This window comes from Staphylococcus sp. Marseille-Q1834 (assembly GCF_916858875.1).
Classification (GTDB): domain Bacteria; phylum Bacillota; class Bacilli; order Staphylococcales; family Staphylococcaceae; genus Staphylococcus; species Staphylococcus pragensis.
The window spans coordinates 59887-80017 of sequence record NZ_CAKASN010000002.1 but is presented as its reverse complement, the minus strand read 5'-3'; the positions used below and the strand labels follow the sequence as shown (position 1 = coordinate 80017).

17 protein-coding genes and 1 pseudogene are annotated in these 20131 nt (G+C 33.1%); all 18 read right to left on the bottom strand.

All coding sequences use genetic code 11. From position 1 onward, the window contains the following. Positions 1-197: 197 nt before the first annotated feature. The 18 genes and pseudogenes from LIX58_RS09565 to sucC all read right to left on the bottom strand — a co-directional run bounded on the left by LIX58_RS09565 (position 198) and on the right by sucC (position 20078). Positions 198-1898, bottom strand: a complete 1701-nt coding sequence (locus tag LIX58_RS09565; protein WP_226386293.1) for a proline--tRNA ligase — start codon at positions 1896-1898, stop codon at positions 198-200. A 17-nt stretch (positions 1899-1915) separates the two neighbouring features. Then, positions 1916-3202, bottom strand: a complete 1287-nt coding sequence (gene rseP / locus LIX58_RS09560) for an RIP metalloprotease RseP (RefSeq protein WP_126566636.1) — start codon at positions 3200-3202, stop codon at positions 1916-1918. A 372-nt stretch (positions 3203-3574) separates the two neighbouring features. Continuing rightward, positions 3575-4357: a phosphatidate cytidylyltransferase gene (locus LIX58_RS09555; protein WP_126566634.1), complete on the bottom strand. Its 783-nt coding sequence runs from the start codon at positions 4355-4357 to the stop codon at positions 3575-3577. A 3-nt stretch (positions 4358-4360) separates the two neighbouring features. Then, the gene (locus LIX58_RS09550; RefSeq protein WP_126566632.1) at positions 4361-5131 is read right to left on the bottom strand and encodes an isoprenyl transferase; all 771 of its coding nucleotides are present in this window, start codon (positions 5129-5131) and stop codon (positions 4361-4363) included. Positions 5132-5357: 226 nt separating this feature from the next. Then, positions 5358-5912: a ribosome recycling factor gene (gene frr, locus LIX58_RS09545; RefSeq protein WP_103328775.1), complete on the bottom strand. Its 555-nt coding sequence runs from the start codon at positions 5910-5912 to the stop codon at positions 5358-5360. 15 nt (positions 5913-5927) lie between these two features. After that, on the bottom strand, positions 5928-6650 hold the full coding sequence (gene pyrH / locus LIX58_RS09540) for a UMP kinase (protein WP_103296946.1): 723 nt from the start codon (positions 6648-6650) through the stop codon (positions 5928-5930). A gap of 140 nt (positions 6651-6790) precedes the next feature. Continuing rightward, complete coding sequence (tsf, locus tag LIX58_RS09535) at positions 6791-7669, bottom strand: translation elongation factor Ts (RefSeq protein WP_154836682.1); 879 nt, start codon at positions 7667-7669, stop codon at positions 6791-6793. 162 nt (positions 7670-7831) lie between these two features. After that, positions 7832-8620 carry a 30S ribosomal protein S2 gene (gene rpsB, locus LIX58_RS09530; RefSeq protein WP_103296943.1) on the bottom strand — a complete coding sequence of 263 codons (789 nt, stop codon included), beginning with the start codon at positions 8618-8620 and terminating at the stop codon, positions 7832-7834. A gap of 296 nt (positions 8621-8916) precedes the next feature. Beyond that, positions 8917-9690, bottom strand: coding sequence for a GTP-sensing pleiotropic transcriptional regulator CodY (gene codY / locus LIX58_RS09525; protein ID WP_126566626.1), 774 nt, complete (start codon positions 9688-9690; stop codon positions 8917-8919). 21 nt (positions 9691-9711) lie between these two features. Then, entirely contained in the window at positions 9712-11115 is a 1404-nt protein-coding gene (hslU, locus tag LIX58_RS09520; protein WP_154836681.1) for an ATP-dependent protease ATPase subunit HslU, read from the bottom strand. 62 nt (positions 11116-11177) lie between these two features. Further along, the gene (gene hslV / locus LIX58_RS09515; protein ID WP_103296939.1) at positions 11178-11723 is read right to left on the bottom strand and encodes an ATP-dependent protease subunit HslV; all 546 of its coding nucleotides are present in this window, start codon (positions 11721-11723) and stop codon (positions 11178-11180) included. Continuing rightward, positions 11724-12617: a tyrosine recombinase XerC gene (gene xerC, locus LIX58_RS09510; RefSeq protein WP_126566620.1), complete on the bottom strand. Its 894-nt coding sequence runs from the start codon at positions 12615-12617 to the stop codon at positions 11724-11726. 144 nt (positions 12618-12761) lie between these two features. Beyond that, positions 12762-14069, bottom strand: coding sequence for an FADH(2)-oxidizing methylenetetrahydrofolate--tRNA-(uracil(54)-C(5))-methyltransferase TrmFO (gene trmFO, locus LIX58_RS09505; protein ID WP_154836680.1), 1308 nt, complete (start codon positions 14067-14069; stop codon positions 12762-12764). A gap of 20 nt (positions 14070-14089) precedes the next feature. Continuing rightward, complete coding sequence (gene topA / locus LIX58_RS09500; RefSeq protein WP_226386292.1) at positions 14090-16159, bottom strand: type I DNA topoisomerase; 2070 nt, start codon at positions 16157-16159, stop codon at positions 14090-14092. A gap of 201 nt (positions 16160-16360) precedes the next feature. Next, complete coding sequence (gene dprA, locus LIX58_RS09495) at positions 16361-17224, bottom strand: DNA-processing protein DprA (protein ID WP_126566614.1); 864 nt, start codon at positions 17222-17224, stop codon at positions 16361-16363. Positions 17225-17447: 223 nt separating this feature from the next. Next, positions 17448-17885 (bottom strand): annotated as a pseudogene (locus LIX58_RS09490) (peptidoglycan bridge formation glycyltransferase FemA/FemB family protein); the annotation flags it as partial. Between the two features lie 99 nt (positions 17886-17984). Further along, positions 17985-18890, bottom strand: coding sequence for a succinate--CoA ligase subunit alpha (gene sucD, locus LIX58_RS09485; protein ID WP_154836678.1), 906 nt, complete (start codon positions 18888-18890; stop codon positions 17985-17987). A gap of 21 nt (positions 18891-18911) precedes the next feature. Continuing rightward, entirely contained in the window at positions 18912-20078 is a 1167-nt protein-coding gene (sucC, locus tag LIX58_RS09480) for an ADP-forming succinate--CoA ligase subunit beta (RefSeq protein WP_154836677.1), read from the bottom strand. Between the last annotated feature and the right edge of the window lie 53 nt (positions 20079-20131).

Here is a 20131-nt window from a genome sequence, read left to right as displayed (position 1 = left end):
CAGTTGATAGTATTTTCAACTACCCTACATTCACAAACTTGATATCTATTATACTACTTCAATTATCATTTTTCATTCGTATTTCATTCGTACAGATTATTTCTTTATTTTTTGAAAATTAATTCTATATACACAATGAAAAACGGTAAAAATGCCACAAACATTTTTACCGCTTCGAGTTAAACTTTTAAATAAACTTATAAGTTTTCATAAATTTTAGCTACATGTGCTTCTAAATCATCAATATGCACATCTTCGCTTTCACCAGTGTGGCGTAATTTTACTTCAACGATACCTTCAGAAGCGTTCTTACCTACTACAATACGAATAGGTAAACCGATTAAATCAGCATCGTTAAATTTAACACCTGCACGTTCTTTTCGATCATCGTATAACACATCGTACTTACCTTGGAATTGTGCATATAATTGATTAGCTAATTCAAGTTGTTCTTCTTTTTTAGGATTAATTGTAATTAAATGTAAATCAAATGGTGTCACTGATTTAGGCCAAATAATACCATTTTCATCATTATTTTGTTCTACAATCGCACTTAGCGTTCTTGAAACACCGATACCGTAGCAACCCATGATTAATGGTTGCGCTTTACCTTGATTATCTAAGAATGTTGCATTCATAGCTTCTGAATACTTAGTACCAAGTTTAAATACTTGTCCTACTTCGATACCTTCGGCAAATTTAGCTTCACCTGAACCATCGCTTAATTGTTCACCTTCTAAGATAAAGCGGAAGTCTCCATATTCATCAATCTTGAAGTCACGATCAACATTCGCATTTACATAATGGTAACCATCTTCATTTGCGCCTACAACGATATTATTTAAATCTTTAACATAATTGTCGGCATAGATTTTAATTTCTTTATCATGAATAGGACCTAATGAACCTGGGTTAGCACCTAATAAATTAACTATTTCATCTTGAGATGCCAATTCTACATTATCAGTGCCAAAGAATGATTTCACTTTCACATCATTTAATTCGTGATGCCCTCTTACTAAGAACATTATAAATTCGCCATCTACTTTGAAGTTCATTGTTTTAACAATTTCATCTACTGGACGATTTAAAAAGTCAGCTAATTCTTGTGCAGTTTTAACATTTGGTGTTTCAATTTTACTTAATTCAGCAATATCTGTATGTTTTTCATTAGGATGATAAACCACTTCAGCTTTTTCGATATTTGCTGCATAGTCGCTATTTTCACTATAAACGATTGTGTCTTCACCAATTTTACTTAATGCCATAAATTCATGTGTATGGTTACCGCCGATAGCACCTGAATCTGCAACTACTGGACGAGCATTAATTCCTACTCGTTTAAATATACGGCTATAAGCGTTATACATATCTTGGTATGTTTGATCTAGTGATTCTTCGTCTGCATGGAAAGAATAAGCATCTTTCATGATGAATTCTCTACCACGTAATAAACCAAAGCGTGGGCGCTTCTCATCACGGAATTTAGATTGAATTTGGAATAAAGTAATTGGTAAACGTTTGTAAGATTTAAGTTCATCTCGTACGATTGAAGTCACTACTTCTTCGTGTGTTGGTCCTAAAGCAAATTCTCTACCATTGCGATCCTTTAAACGCATTAGTTCAGGACCATACGCTCCCCAACGACCTGACTCTTCCCATAACTCAGCTTGTTGAAGTGCAGGCATTAAAATTTCAACTGCATCAACACTTTCCATTTCTTCACGAATAATTTTAGAAATATTATTTAATACGCGTGTTGCTAGTGGTAAATAGCTATAAATACCACTTGTACTTTGTTTGATTAATCCTGCTTTTAATAATAATTGATGACTTAAAGCTTCTGCTTCTGCAGGTACTTCTCGCATCGTTGGTATGAATACTTTCGATTGTTTCATATCATTCTCCTCCTAAATTATAAGAAATAGCGTTGTATATCGTTCCAAGTAACCAGTACCATGATAATTACTACGAATATTGCCCCAACAGCTATGATAGCTGTTTCTGCTTTTTTATTCACTGGTCTTCTGAATATAGCTTCATAAATTACAAATAAAATTCTACCACCATCAAGTGCTGGAATTGGTAATAAGTTCATTATACCTAAGTTTACACTTAATAAAGCAGTATAGAATATAAGCGCGATGACACCTTGTTTAACCACTGAATCAACATTATGATAGATACCCACTGGTCCATTAAGCATGTCAAATGTGAAACCGCCAGTGAAGATGCTTGCTATCATTGTACCTACTGCTTTGAAAATGACTGTACTAGCGTTAACAAAATCTTCAATACCAGCTGGAATAGGTTTAAACAATGAGTGCTCATTTTTAGGTTGGAAACCTAGTACATATTTTGTAACTGAGTTCATTTTTGTTTGCTTAATCACTTGTTTTTTAGGTGTAATATCTAACGTTTTAACCTTGCCATCACGTTCAACTTTTAACGTTGTCTTATGATCTTTAATTTGATCGGCAGCTTTTTGAATATCTTCAAACTTATCTACCTTATGACTACCTAATTGTACAATCTTATCACCTGTTTTTAACCCGGCTTGTTGTGCTGGATAATTATCCGCCAATTGATTAACTGTAGTTGTAGGCGTTCCTTGGTAATAAGCTAAACCAATAAATAATACGATAGCCAAGAGGAAGTTAAATAATGGCCCTGCAAATAATGTTAAAAATTTGGGCAGTGGTTTTTTGTGAGCAAATTGACGATTTCTAGGCGCAATTTGAATTAAACTACCATTTTCTACAAAATACGCTTTCTTAGCAATATTGAAGTGATGTCTTTCATTATCATAAGTTGTAATACCTTCAATAAATAATTCGTCTTTAAAATCACATTGCTTTACTTCAATAGCTTCAATTTTTTGAAATTTATGCTGATCATCTAAAATAATATGTGTAATTTCATCTTGGTCATTTAATTTTATTTTTACATTCATACCTGGTTCAACGGGCGGTTCTTCAAGACCATCCCCGGCCATTCTTACGTAGCCTCCCACAGGTAGTAAACGGATCGTATAAAGGGTTTCGTCTTTACGGAAACTAAAAATTTTCGGTCCCATACCAATCGCAAATTCTGGACACATAATCCCTGCACGTTTAGCAAAGAACATATGGCCATATTCATGTACCGTTACAAGCACACCAAATACGATAATAAATGAGACAATAGTGACTAAATAACTCACTCGCTACACCTCAATTAATTAAATTTATCTACTTCTATTCAATTCATAAGAATGTTGTAGATTATGTATGATTTTGTAGAGTTTTTCAAGCATTTATGACTGTATAACATTCCTTTCACTCTTCGTTACATTATGCATGGCTAGCTCGTTTACACACCGTAAACTCCCACCGTTACGCATTACGTTCATCGATTGATAAAGGTTCTTTCAGTCATTTACTATATTTACTTTAACAAAATTTTCTAATTATTACCTTTGAGAAAAGGAGTTAAGAATTACGTGATTGAATGCTTCTAATCAACAGTAAATTCAATAACTCCTCAATTATACCATTATTCATTTTTTAAAAATAAATATTACGTTAAATTCTCACTATATTTGTATTAATAATATGTTGAGTAAAGGTAACACAAACATAAAACTATCAAAACGGTCTAGTATACCACCGTGTCCCGGTAAAATTCTGCCTGAATCTTTCACACCGAAATGACGTTTAAACCCTGATTCCACTAAGTCACCAAGTTGACCAAATACACTTAGAATTATCGTTACAAGTAATAGTAGCCAAATGTTTAAGTGGAAATCAACGAAAAATAGCATAACTAGTGGCACAATTAGACTACAAATTAATCCACCAATAAAACCTTCAATTGTTTTATTCGGGCTAATGACAGGCCATAATTTATGTTTGCCCATTAAACGACCAAATAAATATGCGCCTGTATCAGTTAACCATACAACTAAAAATGCATATAGTATATAGTGCAAGCCATCTTCACGTGTAGCATAAAAATACATGAAACCTATGCCTACATAAGCAACTGACATTAAACAAAATGCTGCATCCATAAAACTAAATCTATTTTTAGAAAGTACAGTATAACTTAGTAATATAAAGCTCATTGCGATTAAACTTTTTAGCTGAACATCATTTACCCATTGCCCAGCATCTTGCGGTAACATAATGATAATTAACGCTAAAGCACTAAAAATACCTGGAATAGAAAGTAATTTGATCATATTCATATTCAACAGTTCTTTTAATGCAATTAAAGCTAGTAAATAAGCAAATAACATTAAAATAGTTCCACCTTTTAATAAAATAGGTAGAAATATAATTAAAGCTATAATCGCGGTTAAAGTTCTAACTTTCATACGCTACTCCTTACTTAATCCTCCAAAACGTCTTTGACGAGATTGGTATATTTTTAAACATTTTTTAAATTCCTCAGCATCAAAATCCGGCCATAACTTCTCATTGAATATAAATTCACTATAAGAAGATTGCCAAATTAGAAAATTACTAATGCGTTGTTCACCAGACGTGCGAATTAATAATTCAGGATCTGGGTAGGGATGCGTCATTAAATGTTTCGATATCATTGTTTCGTCGATGTCATTACTATCCTGACCATTATTTTGAAGCTCATCATAAATTGATTTCATACTTTGAACAATTTCAGCTCGTCCACCATAATTAATGGCAAATATTAATTTCAAACCTGTATTATCTTTTGTTTTCTCTTTTGCATATTCAATAGCATCAATAGTTGATTGAGGCACTGCCTCTAAAAAACCAATTGTTTCAATTTGGACATTTTTTTCTATTAATTCTGGTAGAAAAGTTTTTAAAAAATTAACAGGTAAATTCATGATATAATTAACTTCATTTTCAGGTCTAGACCAATTTTCCGTTGAAAAAGCGTATAAGGTTAAGTATTTAATACCTAAATTGCTCGCTTCACGCGTTACTTTTTTTATTGTTTGCATACCTTCATAATGACCTTTAATTCTAGGCATTTTACGCTTTTTAGCCCAACGTCCATTTCCGTCCATGATAATCGCTACATGTTCAGGTAAATTATGTAAATCTAAATCATCGTTGTGAGTGATTTTAGTCTTATTTCTTTGTATTAGCTTTTTAAACATGGTCTTTCCTCCGAGCCTGATCATCTCTGTTATATTATATTAGTTATTTAAGAAATCATCTATCATTTTATCATACTCGATAATGGCATTGAATAAGCAAATTAAAAAACTGTACCAAAGTCTGAATTGGCACAGTTTAGACTAAAATGATTATTGTACTATTATAATTAATAATACGATAAATTCACAAAATTTATGAATAATTAAACGGTATTAATATTCTAAATTATACAGACATGATATCTTTTTCTTTATCTTCTACTAATTGATCAATTTCTTTAATAGAATTATCAGTCGCTTTTTGAACATCTTCAGTTTGACTTCTTAAGTCATCTTCAGTAATATCGCCATTTTTTTCATCTTTTTTCAATTGATCATTAATATCACGACGAATATTACGGATTGAAACTTTAGCATCTTCACCAATTTTTTTCACGTTTTTAACTAATTCTTTACGACGTTCTTCTGTTAAAGCTGGAACTGTGATACGAATTACTTCACCATCACTAGTTGGGTTAACACCTAAGTTAGCAGCAATAATTGCTTTTTCGATATCAGCAACAGAAGTTTTATCGTAAGGTGAGATAACTAGTAAACGTGCTTCAGGCACATTGATACTTGCTAATTGTTGTACTGGTGTTGGTGCACCATAATAATCAACAGTTACACCATTTAATAAATTAGAGTTAGCTCTACCTGCACTGATATTAGCTAATTCACGTGATAAGTTATCGATAGATTTTTTCATTCTAGCTTTAGTATCTTGAATAATGTCACTCATGTTTTACACCTCAAATTATTTAGTAATTAAAGTACCGATTTTTTCACCCATTACTGCACGTTTAATATTTCCTTCTTCCATAATTGAGAAGACATTTAAAGGAATATTATTGTCCATACAGAATGATGAAGCAGTTGAGTCCATAACTTGTAATCCTTCTTGTAACATTTGGATATGAGTTAAGTGATCATATTTTACTGCATTTTTATCAACTTTAGGGTCAGCTGAATATACGCCATCTACATTATTTTTACCCATTAAAATAACATCAGCTTCAACCTCTGCTGCACGTAATGCTGCAGTTGTATCTGTAGAGAAGTATGGATTACCAATACCCGCTGCAAAGATAACCACACGTTTTTTCTCTAAGTGTCTGATTGCACGACGACGAATGTAAGGTTCTGCAACTTGTTTCATTTCAATTGAAGTTAATACGCGAGTATCACAGTCTAATTGTTCAAGGCTATCTTGTAAAGCAAGTGCATTCATTACAGTTGCTAACATACCCATATAATCAGCTGTACCGCGATCCATACCTAAATCGCTACCCGTTTTCCCTCTCCAGATATTGCCACCGCCAACAATTACAGCAATTTCACAATCCATTTTAGCTACTTCAGCTACTTGTTCAGCTACGCTTTTAATGATCATTGGATTAATTCCAAAGCCTTTATCTCCTGCAAGTGCCTCACCGCTAAGTTTTAAAACTACACGTTTATATTTAGAAGTTTGCGCCATTGTTTTTTCCTCTCTATTGTAAAAATATGTAATATATACAAGTAAAGAAGACACGAACGCGTCTTCTGAGATAAAGTAGAGCCTTTATCTAATAGAAAACCTCAAAGGTGCCTTCTTTCTTGTTTGGTAATTTTGAAAGATTATTTCATTTGTCCTTTTACTTCGTCAGCAAAGTTTTCTTCACGTTTTTCCATACCTTCGCCTACTTCATAACGTACGAAGTCAACAAGTTTACCACCTTTAGATTTTAAGAAAGCTTCAACTGTTTGGTCTGGATCTTTAACGAAGTTTTGATCAACTGCACAAATTTCTTGAAGATATTTACGTAAACGTCCTTCAACCATTTTTTCAACGATTTTTTCAGGTTTACCTTCATTTAATGCTTGTTGTTTTAATACTTCTCTTTCGTGGCTGATTTCTTCTTCACTTACTTGATCAGATGAAACATATTTAGGGTTGATTGCTGCGATGTGCATAGCAACGTCTTTAGCTGCTTCTTCATCAGTTGAACCTTCAACAACAGTTAACACACCAATACGTCCACCCATGTGTAAGTATGCACCGAATGCATCGTTGTCAGATTTAGTTCTGATAGCAAAACGACGGATGCTTAATTTTTCACCGATAGTTGAGATAGCTTCTTTCATTCTTTCATCAACTGTTTGACCACTTGATAATTTAGTTTCTAATAAAGCTTCAACTGTTTCTGCTTTGCTTTCAAGAACTTGGTTAGCAATTTCTTTTACTAATTCTTGGAAACCTTCATTACGAGCAACGAAGTCTGTTTCAGAGTTGATTTCAACGATTGCAGCTTCATTACCTTTTACTTCAACGTGTACTAAACCTTCTGCTGCGATACGGTCAGCTTTTTTAGCTGCTTTAGCGATACCTTTTTCACGTAAGTAATCAATCGCTTTATCGATGTTACCATCAGTTTCAGTTAGCGCTTTTTTACAATCCATCATACCAGCGCCAGTTTTTTCACGTAATTCTTTTACAAGTTTTGCTGAAATTGCCATTAATTATTCCTCCAATATGTCTAATTGTAATAATAGATGATACTTAAATATTACCATTAAAGGCACTATAATTTCCAATACTCTATTATTATTTAATAAATATTTTTTTATTTGAAAAAAGGGCGATAAGCATTACATCTTATCACCCATTTAAACTATATCTTAGTTTGATTCAACAGTAGTATTTTCTTCAGTTGATTCTGCTTCTTGAGATTGTTCTTTTTCATCTAAATCGATGTTTTGTTCTGCAGCTACTTCATCGTTAGAAATACCTTGTTGACCTTCTAAGACAGCGTCTGCCATTTTACCAGTTAATAATTTAACGGCACGAATAGCATCGTCGTTCGCTGGGATAACGTAATCAATTTCATCAGGATCACAGTTAGTGTCAACAATACCAACGATTGGGATATTTAATTTACGTGCTTCAGCAATCGCGTTGCGCTCTTTACGAGGGTCAACTACGAATAATGCTTGAGGCATTGATTTCATATCACGAATACCGCCTAAGAATTTGATTAAACGGTCGTATTCTTTTTTAAGTTCAACAACTTCTTTTTTAGGTAATACTTCGAATAAACCGTCTTCTTCCATTTTTTCGATTTCAGAAATACGTTTAATACGTTTAGAAATTGTTTTATAGTTAGTTAAAATTCCGCCTAACCATCTTTGGTTAACGTAGAATTGTCCAGCACGTTCAGCTTCAGCTTTAACTGATTCTTGTGCTTGTTTTTTAGTACCTACGAATAAGACTTTACCGCCATCTTCAGATACTTGTTTTAAGAAATTGTAAGCTTCTTCAACTTTTTTCACTGTTTTTTGTAAGTCAATGATATAGATACCATTTCTTTCAGTGAAGATATATTTTTTCATTTTTGGGTTCCAACGGCGTGTTTGGTGACCGAAGTGAACACCGGCTTCTAGTAATTGTTTCATTGAAATTACTGCCATTTTAAATTCCTCCTATTGGTTATTTACCTCCATAATAAACTAATGTAAAGACAATTCTTAGAATTGCACCCTTTGCATATACGCTTATTATGTGTGTATTGGCTTTATAGCCGTCAATAATAATACCATATTTTTTTTACTAGTGCAATGGCTGATTTAATATCATTCATTTTAGAGAAAATAAAAACGAGTCATCAAGTTATCTTACCTGAAAGATTAACTTGGCTCGTTTCTATAAACTAGCTAAAATGAAAATTAATTTATTATAAAACTTTTTCGCTTCAAATGATTAACGCTTATTTATTACGATCTAATTCGTCTAAGAATTTTTCTTTTTTAACTTTAATGAATGTGCCTTTCATTCCTAACGATCGAGATTCAATTACACCAGCACTTTCTAATTTACGTAAGGCATTGACGATTACAGAACGAGTAATACCTACTCTGTCAGCAACTTTTGATGCGATTAACAATCCTTCATTACCGCCTAATTCTTCAAAAATGTGTTCGATAGCTTCTTTTTCCGAATAAGAAAGTGAATTAATTGCCATCGTAATCGCTGCTTTATCACGTGCTTCTTTTTCCACTTCATTATGTTTCTCACGAAGAATTTCCATGCCAATAACTGTGGCTGCATATTCGCCTAAAACTAAATCATTTTCATTGAAGTCATCTTCAACACGTCCTAGTACTAATGTACCTAAACGTTCTCCACCACCTAAAATTGGAAACACAGTAGTACGACTGTTAATGAAAGTTTCTTTATCTTCAGGAGGGAAAACAGTTAATTCATTGTCAATTTTGATGTTAGATTCTGTTTGTTTAACATCCATTAATAGTTCAGTGTATTCGCTTGGAATGTGTCTGCTTTCTAACATCTCACTAATTCTTTCGCTTTTTAAAAGTTCATTTAAACTTGAACCTAAGATTTTTCCTCTACGTGATACAATAAACACGTTTGTCACAGTTACGTTACTAATTGTTTGAGCAACATCTTTAAAGTCTACAGCTATACCTTTATGTTTTTGTAATAACGTATTTAATTCTCTAGTTTTAGATAATAAGCTCATAAAATTTCTCCTTTATTTATATTATAAAATAAATGCACTTAAATCTTTATTAGTTGAAATAGATTTCAATTTATCATCAACATATTGAGGTGTTATATCTACGACCGCATTCGGCATGTTCGGAGCTTCATACGATAAATCTTCAAGCATTTTTTCTAAAATAGTGTGCAAGCGACGTGCACCAATGTTGTCTGTATCTTGGTTTACTTGATATGCCATCTCTGCTAAACGAGTAATCGCTTCCTCAGAGAAATTCACAGTAACATCTTCAGTCTTAAGTAAAGCTTCATATTGTTTAATAAGTGATAATTTAGGCTCTGTTAAAATTCTGAAGAAGTCATTTACTGTTAAACTTTCAAGTTCAACTCTAATTGGAAAACGACCTTGCAATTCAGGAATCAAGTCACTAGGTTTTGAAACGTGGAATGCTCCAGCCCCTATAAATAGCATGTGTTCAGTGTTTACAGTACCATATTTCGTTTGAATCATGCTACCTTCAAGGATTGGTAAAATATCACGTTGTACACCTTGTCTTGATACATCTTGACCGCTATTTGAATTATTTGTCGCAACTTTATCGATTTCATCAATAAAGATAATACCCATTTGTTCGGCTAATTCTAACGCTTCTTGATTAGCTGTTTCTTGATCGATTAATTCATCAGCGAAATCATCTATTAAAATTTTACGTGCCGTTTTCACTGGAACAACGCGTTCAACTTTACGTTTAGGCATAAGTTGATTCATCATATCTTGCATTTGTTGGTTTTGGTTTGTACCTAACATGCCTAATGCACCTGGATCTTGCTCAACTTTAATTCTAACTTTCTCTTCTTCAAGTTTACCATCTAAAAGTTGTTTTTTAATTTCAGAACGTTTTGTTTTAATTTCTTCGGTTGGTGTTTCTTCTTCCTCATCATCATGATTACCAAAGTTTGGAAGTGTGCCACCTAAAAGAGATTCAAGTGGGTTATTATTTTGTGACGCTTTTTTCTTCATACTAGGAACTAATAGTTTTACTAATTTTTCATTAGCTTTTTCAGTAGCTTCATCTTTAACTAAAGCTTTCTTTTGGTCCTTCACTAATCGTACTGCGACATCTACTAAATCTCTTACCATACTCTCAACGTCGCGACCTACATAGCCTACTTCAGTAAATTTAGTAGCTTCCACTTTAATAAATGGTGCGCCTACTATTTTAGCCATACGACGTGCAATTTCCGTTTTACCTACACCTGTTGGACCAATCATTAAAATGTTTTTAGGTGCGATTTCTTGTTTAGTTTCATCATCAAGAAGGCTTCTTCTATATCTGTTTCTTAAAGCGATTGCGACTTTACGTTTCGCATCATCTTGACCAACAATATATTCATCTAACTTAGATACGATATCTTTAGGTGTTAATTTTATACCGTTTGCATCCATTAACTATTACCTCCAACTAAATGTATGTCCATATCTATTCATTCCCATTTTTTATTAAACTATTATAAAGTTTCTACAATAATATTATCGTTTGTAAATACACAGATATCAGAGGCTACTTTTAAACTTTCGTAAGCCATTTCTTTAGCAGACATGTGTGTAGCATGACGTTTCAATGCTCTACCAGCACTTAATGCATAGTTACCGCCAGAACCAATCGCAATTAAATCATCGTCTGGTGCAATAACTTCTCCTGTTCCACTAACTACTAATATTGCATCTTTATCCATAACAATAAGCATCGCTTCAAGTTGACGTAATTGCTTATCTCCTCGCCATTCTTGAGCTAATTCAACAGCTGCACGTTCTAAATTACCACTGAATTGTTGCAACTTAGTTTCAAACTTTTCAAACAAAGTAAATGCATCTGCTACACTTCCAGCAAATCCAGCTAATACTTTACCTTCATATAAACGTCTAACTTTACGGGCAGTTTGTTTCATAATCACTTGTTCACCAAGTGTAACTTGGCCATCTCCTGCCATCGCTGCTTCTCCATTATGTCTCACTGCATAAATAGTTGTAGCGTGTAATGATGTCTTGCTCATTTATTTACTCTCCTTTTTCGCTCGAGGATGTGCGTTTAAATATACCTTGCGTAATTGTTGATTTGACACATGCGTATACTTTCCAGTTGTAGAAAGATTTACATGGCCTAACAAAGATTGAACTGTTCTCAAATCAGCCCCTTGATTCAATAAATGAGTGGCAAACGTATGTCTTAATTTATGGGGATGAATTTCAGTTACTCCTGCAGTGCGTTTAACTACATCATTAAGCACATATCGAATTCCCCTAACCGTAATTGGGTCACCATTCATATTTACTATTAAATAAGGATGCGATTTGTGTTGAACGGGTTTAAATTCATTCAAATATTGTTCAATGCTTTGTCGACAAAATTCTCCAAACGGAACAAAGCGTTCTTTATTACCTTTTCCCAGTACTTTAACGCCTGGTAATGACATATCTATATCGGTAAGTTTAATATTTACTAATTCTGAAACACGTATGCCTGTTGCATATAATAATTCTAAGATAACTCGATCTCTTAATCCTTTTTTAGAATCTTTAGCTACGGTTTTAAACAATGCCTCCATCTCTTCTTCATAAAAGAATTGGGGTAAATATTGTTCTTTTTTAGGATGAACTAATTGCACGAAAGGATTAATGATTGAATTATCTTGAGTCATCCAAAATTCATAAAATGTTCTTAGCGTTGATATTTTTCTAGATACAGTCGTTCTTTTTAAATTTTGAGAATATAAAAAACTTAAATAATTTCTAGCATCTTTATATTCAAACGTATTTAATTTTAACATTTCTTGATTTAAAAAGCGGTTAAATTGCTCTAAATCATCATGATAAGATTTTAAGGTATGGTCGGAGAAATTTCTTTCAACTTTAAGCATATTTAAAAATGTTTTTTGGATTTCTTCCACTTAAAAATCCCCTCCATCATATGCATTGTAGCATATATTATGGAAGGGACTAAAATAATTAGCTATAGAATTCAAAATCTTTTGAGAATTGTTCAAAATATCGAAATAATACTTCTCAATTTTAATTTATATATAAATTAAAACTTATAGTGTCTTCTTAAAGTTCTCTAAATATTCTAAAGCTCTGTTTGCTTGTGCTTCGTAACGTTCTTTTTTATCTTTAATACGTTTCTCTAATGAAGGAAGCAAGCCAAAATTAGCGTTCATTGGTTGGAAGTTCTTTTCGTTTTTAGCATGAGAAATGTAATAAGCCATACTACCTATCATCGTTTCTCTAGGGAAAATAACTTCTCCTTTATTTTGAAGTTTATGCGCTAAATTAATTCCAGCTACAAGGCCACTTGCAGCACTCTCAACATAACCTTCAACTCCAGTCATTTGACCAGCAAATTGAATTCTTTTCTCATTAATTAACTCATATTTTTCATTTAAAACATCTGGTGAATTAATGAAAGTGTTTCTATGCATGACGCCGTATCTTACGATATCAACATTTTCTAAGCCTGGAATTAATCGAATAACTTCTTTTTGTGCACCCCATTTTAAATGCGTTTGGAAACCAACGATGTTATAAAGCGTACCAGCAGCATCATCTTGACGTAATTGTACAACCGCAAATGGGCGTTTGCCTGTTTTAGGATCTTCAAGACCAACTGGTTTCATAGGTCCAAATAGTAGTGTCTTACGACCACGTTCAGCCATTACTTCAAAAGGCATACATCCTTCGAAATATTTTTCTTTTTCAAATTCATTTGTTGGCGCAACTTCTGCCTCAAGCACTGCATCATAAAAACGGTTAAATTCTTCCTCTGTCATTGGACAGTTTAAGTAAGCCGCTTCACCTTTATCATAACGTGATTTTAGATACACTTTGTCCATATCGATTGAATCTTTTTCAATAATAGGTGCTGCAGCGTCATAGAAATATAACTGATCTTTGCCAGTGATGTCTACAATTTCTTTTGCTAAATTCTCAGTAGTTAATGGTCCAGTAGCAATAATGGTATGACCTTCTGGAATGCTATGAATTTCTTCATTTAATACAGTCACATTTGGATGATTTCTTAATGTATCAGTAATATATCCTGAAAAATCATGTCTATCTACAGCTAAAGCGCCTCCTGCAGGTACTCTAGCTTTATCAGCAGCTGCAATGATTAATGAGTCTAAGCGTCTCATTTCTTCTTTTAATACACCTACGCCATTAGTTAATGAATTACCTCTTAATGAGTTAGAACATACTAATTCAGCAAATTTATCTGTATGATGCGCTGGTGTTTGCTTCACTGGACGCATTTCAATTAAGTTAACTTTAATTCCTCGTTGTGCTAATTGGTAAGCAGCTTCTGAACCAGCTAAACCTGCACCAACTACGTTAACGGTTTGACTCATATTGATCCTCCTCAAATTTTTTATTTCTGTACTTCTTCTTTATAGTCACAATTTGAACAAATAACTTGAGAGCTACGTCCTTTTTTATGTTCCATGAGATAGTGATTACATTTAGGACAATCACGCCCTACAGGTTTATCCCATGAAATAAAGTCGCACTCTGGATAATTTGAACAGCCGTAGAATAATCTATTTTTCTTAGATTTTCTTTCTACTACATCGCCATCTTTACATTTAGGGCAAGTAACACCAATTGTTTTAACTATAGCTTTGGTATTTCTACAATCAGGGAAATTAGAACAAGCCATAAACTTACCAAAACGACCCATTTTTATAACCATTGGTGAGCCACAGACTTCACAATCTTCTCCAGCTGATTCGTCTTTGATTTCGACTTTTTCCATTTCTTCTTCTGCACGTGCTACATCTAATTTGAAACTACCATAGAAATTATCAATTACTTTTCTCCAACCAATGTCACCTTCAGCAATTTTATCTAGAAGCGTTTCCATATTGACTGTAAATTCTACATCTATGATTTCTGGGAAGTAATCCTTTACTTGTTCATATACAATTTCACCTAATTCAGTAGGTACAAATCGCTTACTTTCAAGTTTTACATAATTTCTTTTTTGAATTGTATCAATTGTCGGTGCATACGTTGATGGTCTACCGATTTTCAATTCTTCTAATGTTTTTACTAGACGTGCTTCTGTATAACGTGGAGGTGGTTGTGTAAAATGTTGTGAAGGTTCAATTTGTGTTGCAGTAACTTTATCGCCTTCATTTAATTTTGGTAATTTATTTTCTTTTTCATTTTCTTTATCATCTTTAGCTTCAACATATAAAGTCATAAAGCCTTTAAATTTAATTGTTTGTCCATTAGCTCTAAACTTAATGTCATTTTGAGTAACGTCTAAAGCTACAGTATCTAAAATAGCTGGCGCCATTTGACTCGCTACAAAACGTTCCCAAATTAATTTATATAAACGATGTTGATCACGCGTTAAATATGCTTTCATTTCTTCAGGCGTACGTAGAGTACTTGTAGGACGAATTGCCTCATGGGCATCTTGGTCCCCTTGTTTACCTTTAGCTGTACGACGAGACACATAATCTTTTCCGTATTTATCTTCGATGTAATTCTTTGCTTCATCTTTAGCTGACTGAGAAATACGTGTTGAATCTGTACGCATATAAGTAATTAAACCAACTGTGCCTTGTCTTTTTAGATCTATACCTTCATACAGTTGTTGTGCAAGCATCATTGTTTTACGAGCTTTAAAGTTTAATTTACGTGCTGCTTCTTGTTGAAGTGTTGAAGTTGTAAAAGGATTAGCTGGATTTCTTGTTTTTTCCTTTTTATTCACATTCGTAATTTCAAACTCATCACCATTAAGTTCAGCTGTAATTTTTTCAACGTCTTTCTTAGTCTTTAATTTAAATGGCTTATTTTTATAATGTAAGAACTTCGCATTAAATTTCGACTTTTTATATCTAAATTCGCCTTCAATTGTCCAATATTCTTCTGGTTTAAAATTGCGAATTTCGTTTTCTCTATCGATTACTAATCTTAAAGCTACTGATTGTACACGTCCTGCTGATAAACCCTTTTTTACCTTCTTCCATAATACTGGAGAAATGTTATAACCTACTAATCTATCTAAAATACGACGCGCTTGTTGGGCATCCACTAAATCCATTTGAATATCGCGTGGATGTTTAAAACTTTCTTTAACCGCGTCTTTTGTAATTTCATTAAATACTACTCTGTTTTCTTTTGTATCATCAAGTTCTAAAATTTTTGATAAATGCCAAGCAATCGCTTCACCTTCACGGTCGGGGTCACTCGCTAGGAAAACTTTTTTCGCTTTCTTAGCATATTTTTTCAAATCTTTAACGACGGGACCTTTACCGCGAATAGTAATATATTTTGGTTCATAATTATCTTCTACATCGACACCCATTTGACTTCTTGGTAAGTCACGAACATGCCCCATAGAAGCAATAACTTTATATTTTTTACCTAAATATTTTTCAATGGTTTTAGCTTTTGCAGGCGACTCAACTATGACTAAATTATCTGCCAAAGTGAATTCCCCCTTGCTTTTTCAATTACTAAAGATAAATGATAAACGGTTAATTTTGATTTTGTCAATATTTAACTTTAATTAAATCCGTTTTTGATCATCATTTAAAATAGTTTCTATTAACATATAATATCAACTTATTTCATAATATAAATTATCATTTATAACAATTTTAGCAATTTTTTAACAATTAAACTCCTCTTAAAAATCATTTAATATATCTTGAGCTTCCGAAACTATCATTGCACCTTCTTGAGCTCTTAGTATGTTTCCTTTTGTTAATGGATTAAACATAGAACCTGGTAATACATATACATTTCTATTTTGTTCAACTGCACAATCAATCGTGATTTGGCTACCACTTTTAATACCTGCTTCAGTAATAAGAACGCCTTTTGATAAACCACTAATTAGACGATTACGTTGTGGGAAATGATACCTCGCAATATTAACAAATGGAGGATATTCACTAATTACTAATCCTTTTTCTTCAATAATATTGCGTAACTTTAGTGTTTCTTTCGGATAATGTATCATATGTCCATATCCTAATACAGCTATTGTAGGAAGTTGATATTTTAATGCAAAATGGTGTGCTAAGCTATCGGCACCTTTAGCTAATCCAGATATAATTGTTAGTGGTATTCGTTTAAAATGAGGAAATAAATATTGTAATGCTCTTGCAGAATAATTAGTAGCAGTGCGAGACCCAACAACACCTAGAGTATTAGTAGAATTTAATAGCTTTACATTACCACGGTAAAATATGAGAAGAGGAAAATCGTATATTTCTTTAAGTAGCTTAGGATAATTGGGGTTTAAGAATGTAACATATCTCACATCATTATCTTTTAAGAAGGTTAAAATTTTATTTAAATCTATATCCATAAATTTGTCTATTAGCTTATTATGATTGTAAATTTCATCCCATATCCTTAAAGTATCTTTTTGATCTTTATAAGACAAATTAAAATAGTCAGGATATAACGAAAGTAAGTGGTGTATCTGATGGGTAGAATAACCAACCCACCGCATTTTTAATAATAATTCATCGTTGTTAGTCATGATGTCTTCTCCTTTAATCTCATTATAAAGTAATTCTGTCAATTTGATATTTCATTATAAATACATTTCACTATCGAAATAATATTAAAACTTAATGAGTAAAATAGAAGATTTACTTATGTAAACTAACTTTTATAAAAGTAAAAAGTAGAGATTTATATCTTTATCATCTCTACCTCCTTTATTATTTCCTATATAATTTATATAACAACTTATTTACTGGCTAAATAAAATCGCCTACATATTCTTCTACAAATGCATTGAATCCTTTTTTAAATTGTTGAACACCATAATCTTTTGCATCCTCACCAAAGTCGCCAGTTATGCCATTATCACGCTCTATCCCTTTCTCCTTTGCGTAGCGTATCATATCCCATTGTAGACAATAGGCACCCATAAATTCATTGTATTTAGGATTAGAACCACTTGATAAATAGTACATTTCGTGATTGTTATAAATAAACAATGCAGCAGCTAAATCAAGTAATGTACCATCCGTAATGATTAATTGTTCAGTTTTTGCTATTTTATTATAAAGGCTCTCGAGTTGTTGATTTAATTGGTGATATTTTGTTTTTGTCTTTTTTGAATTAGCATTCACTTTTAATGATTGTTTAATTTCAGTCACTTTCTCTTCTAATTCTATCGCTCGTTGCTTTAATAAATATTAATTACTTATAATAAATTAAACAAAAGACCTGATTTCCAGTGTTAGAAATCAGGTCTTAGACAATAAAATCAATTCAAATTTTAATGATGATTATTTAACTGTTAATAATTCTTCATAAATGCCAGCTTCTTTAGCTGCTTCGATTAATGTTGTACCAATTTCTGAAGGTGTATCTGCAGTTTTAACACCACAATCGTTTAATGTTTTAATTTTTTCATCTGCAGTACCTTTACCACCAGAAATGATCGCACCAGCATGGCCCATACGCTTACCTGGAGGAGCAGTTTGTCCACCAATGAAACCTACTACTGGTTTCTTCATGTTAGCTTTAATCCATTCAGCTGCTTCTTCTTCAGCTGTACCACCAATTTCACCGATCATAACAACCGCTTTAGTTTCTTCATCTTCATTAAATTCTTTAAGAACATCGATGAAGTTTGTACCGTTGACTGGGTCGCCACCGATACCTACAGCTGTAGTTTGACCAATACCTTCTTCAGTTAATTGATGAACTGCTTCGTAAGTTAATGTACCAGAACGTGAAACTACGCCTACATGACCTTTTTTGTGGATATATCCAGGCATAATACCAATTTTACATTCATCAGCAGTGATGACACCTGGGCAGTTTGGTCCTACTAAACGTGTTTTTCTACCTTCTAAGTAACGTTTAACTTTAATCATGTCGACAACTGGAATGTGTTCAGTAATACAAATAACCATATCTAAATCAGCATCAGCCGCTTCTAAAATAGAGTCTGCAGCAAATGGTGCTGGAACATAAACAACTGATACGTTAGCACCTGTTTCTTCTTTAGCTTCTGCTACTGTATTGTACACTGGCACGCCTTCAACGACTTGTCCGCCTTTACCTGGTGTTACACCAGCAACGATTTGTGTGCCATAATCAAGCATTTGTTTTGTATGGAAAAGGGCAGTAGACCCTGTAATACCTTGTACCATTACTTTAGTATTCTTATCTATAAATACACTCATCTTAGTGTTCCCATCCTTTCCTTACGCTTCTTTAACAAGTTTAACAATTTTTTGTGCGCCTTCAGCCATTGTAGCTGCTGGTTCGATTGCTAATCCTGAATCGTTTAAGATTTGTTTACCACGTTCAACGTTAGTACCTTCTAAACGTACAACTAAAGGTAAAGTTAAGTCTACTTCTTTAACTGCTGCTACGATACCTTCAGCGATAACGTCACATTTCATGATTCCACCAAAGATATTTACAAAGATACCTTTAACATTGTCATCACCTAAGATGATTTTAAATGCTTCAGTAACTTTTTCTTTAGTAGCGCCGCCCCCAACGTCTAGGAAGTTAGCTGGATTTCCACCAAAATGATTAATTGTATCCATTGTGGCCATAGCCAAACCAGCACCGTTAACCATACAACCGATATCTCCATCTAAAGCGATGTAAGATAAGTCATATTTAGATGCTTCAATTTCTTTTGGATCTTCTTCTTCTAAATCACGTAATTCTTGAATATCTTTATGTCTAAATAAAGCATTGTCATCAAAGTTAAGTTTCGCATCTAAAGCTAAAACGTCACCGTCACCAGTTGTTACTAATGGGTTAATTTCAACGATAGAACAGTCTTTTTCTACAAATACATTGTATAAAGAAATTAAGAATTTTGCTGCTTTATTAACTGATTCTTTAGGAATATTAATATTAAAAGCAATACGACGTGCTTGGTAAGGTGATAAACCTACAACTGGGTCGATTGTTTCTTTAAAGATTTTTTCTGGTGTTTTAGCGGCTACTTCTTCAATTTCAGTACCGCCTTCTTCAGAAGCCATTAAAGTAATACGATCAGTTGCGCGGTCAATAACAAAACCTACATAATATTCTTTTTGAATGTCGCAACCTTGTTCGATATATAAACGTTTTACTTCTTTACCTTCTGGGCCAGTTTGATGTGTAACTAATTGTTTACCTAATAATTCATTTGCGTAAGTTTCAACTTCAGATAGTGATTTAGCAATTTTAACACCACCTGCTTTACCTCTACCCCCAGCGTGGATTTGTGCTTTTACCACATAAACATCTGAGTCTAATTCTTTCGCCTTTTCTACCGCTTCTTCAGCAGTGAATGCAACTCGTCCTTCAGGAACGGCTACGCCCATAGAACGAAATATTTCTTTACCTTGATACTCGTGGATATTCATCTTCCATCCTCCTGTTTCTTAGGTTAAGTTCATTTCAATTATAAAAAATGAAA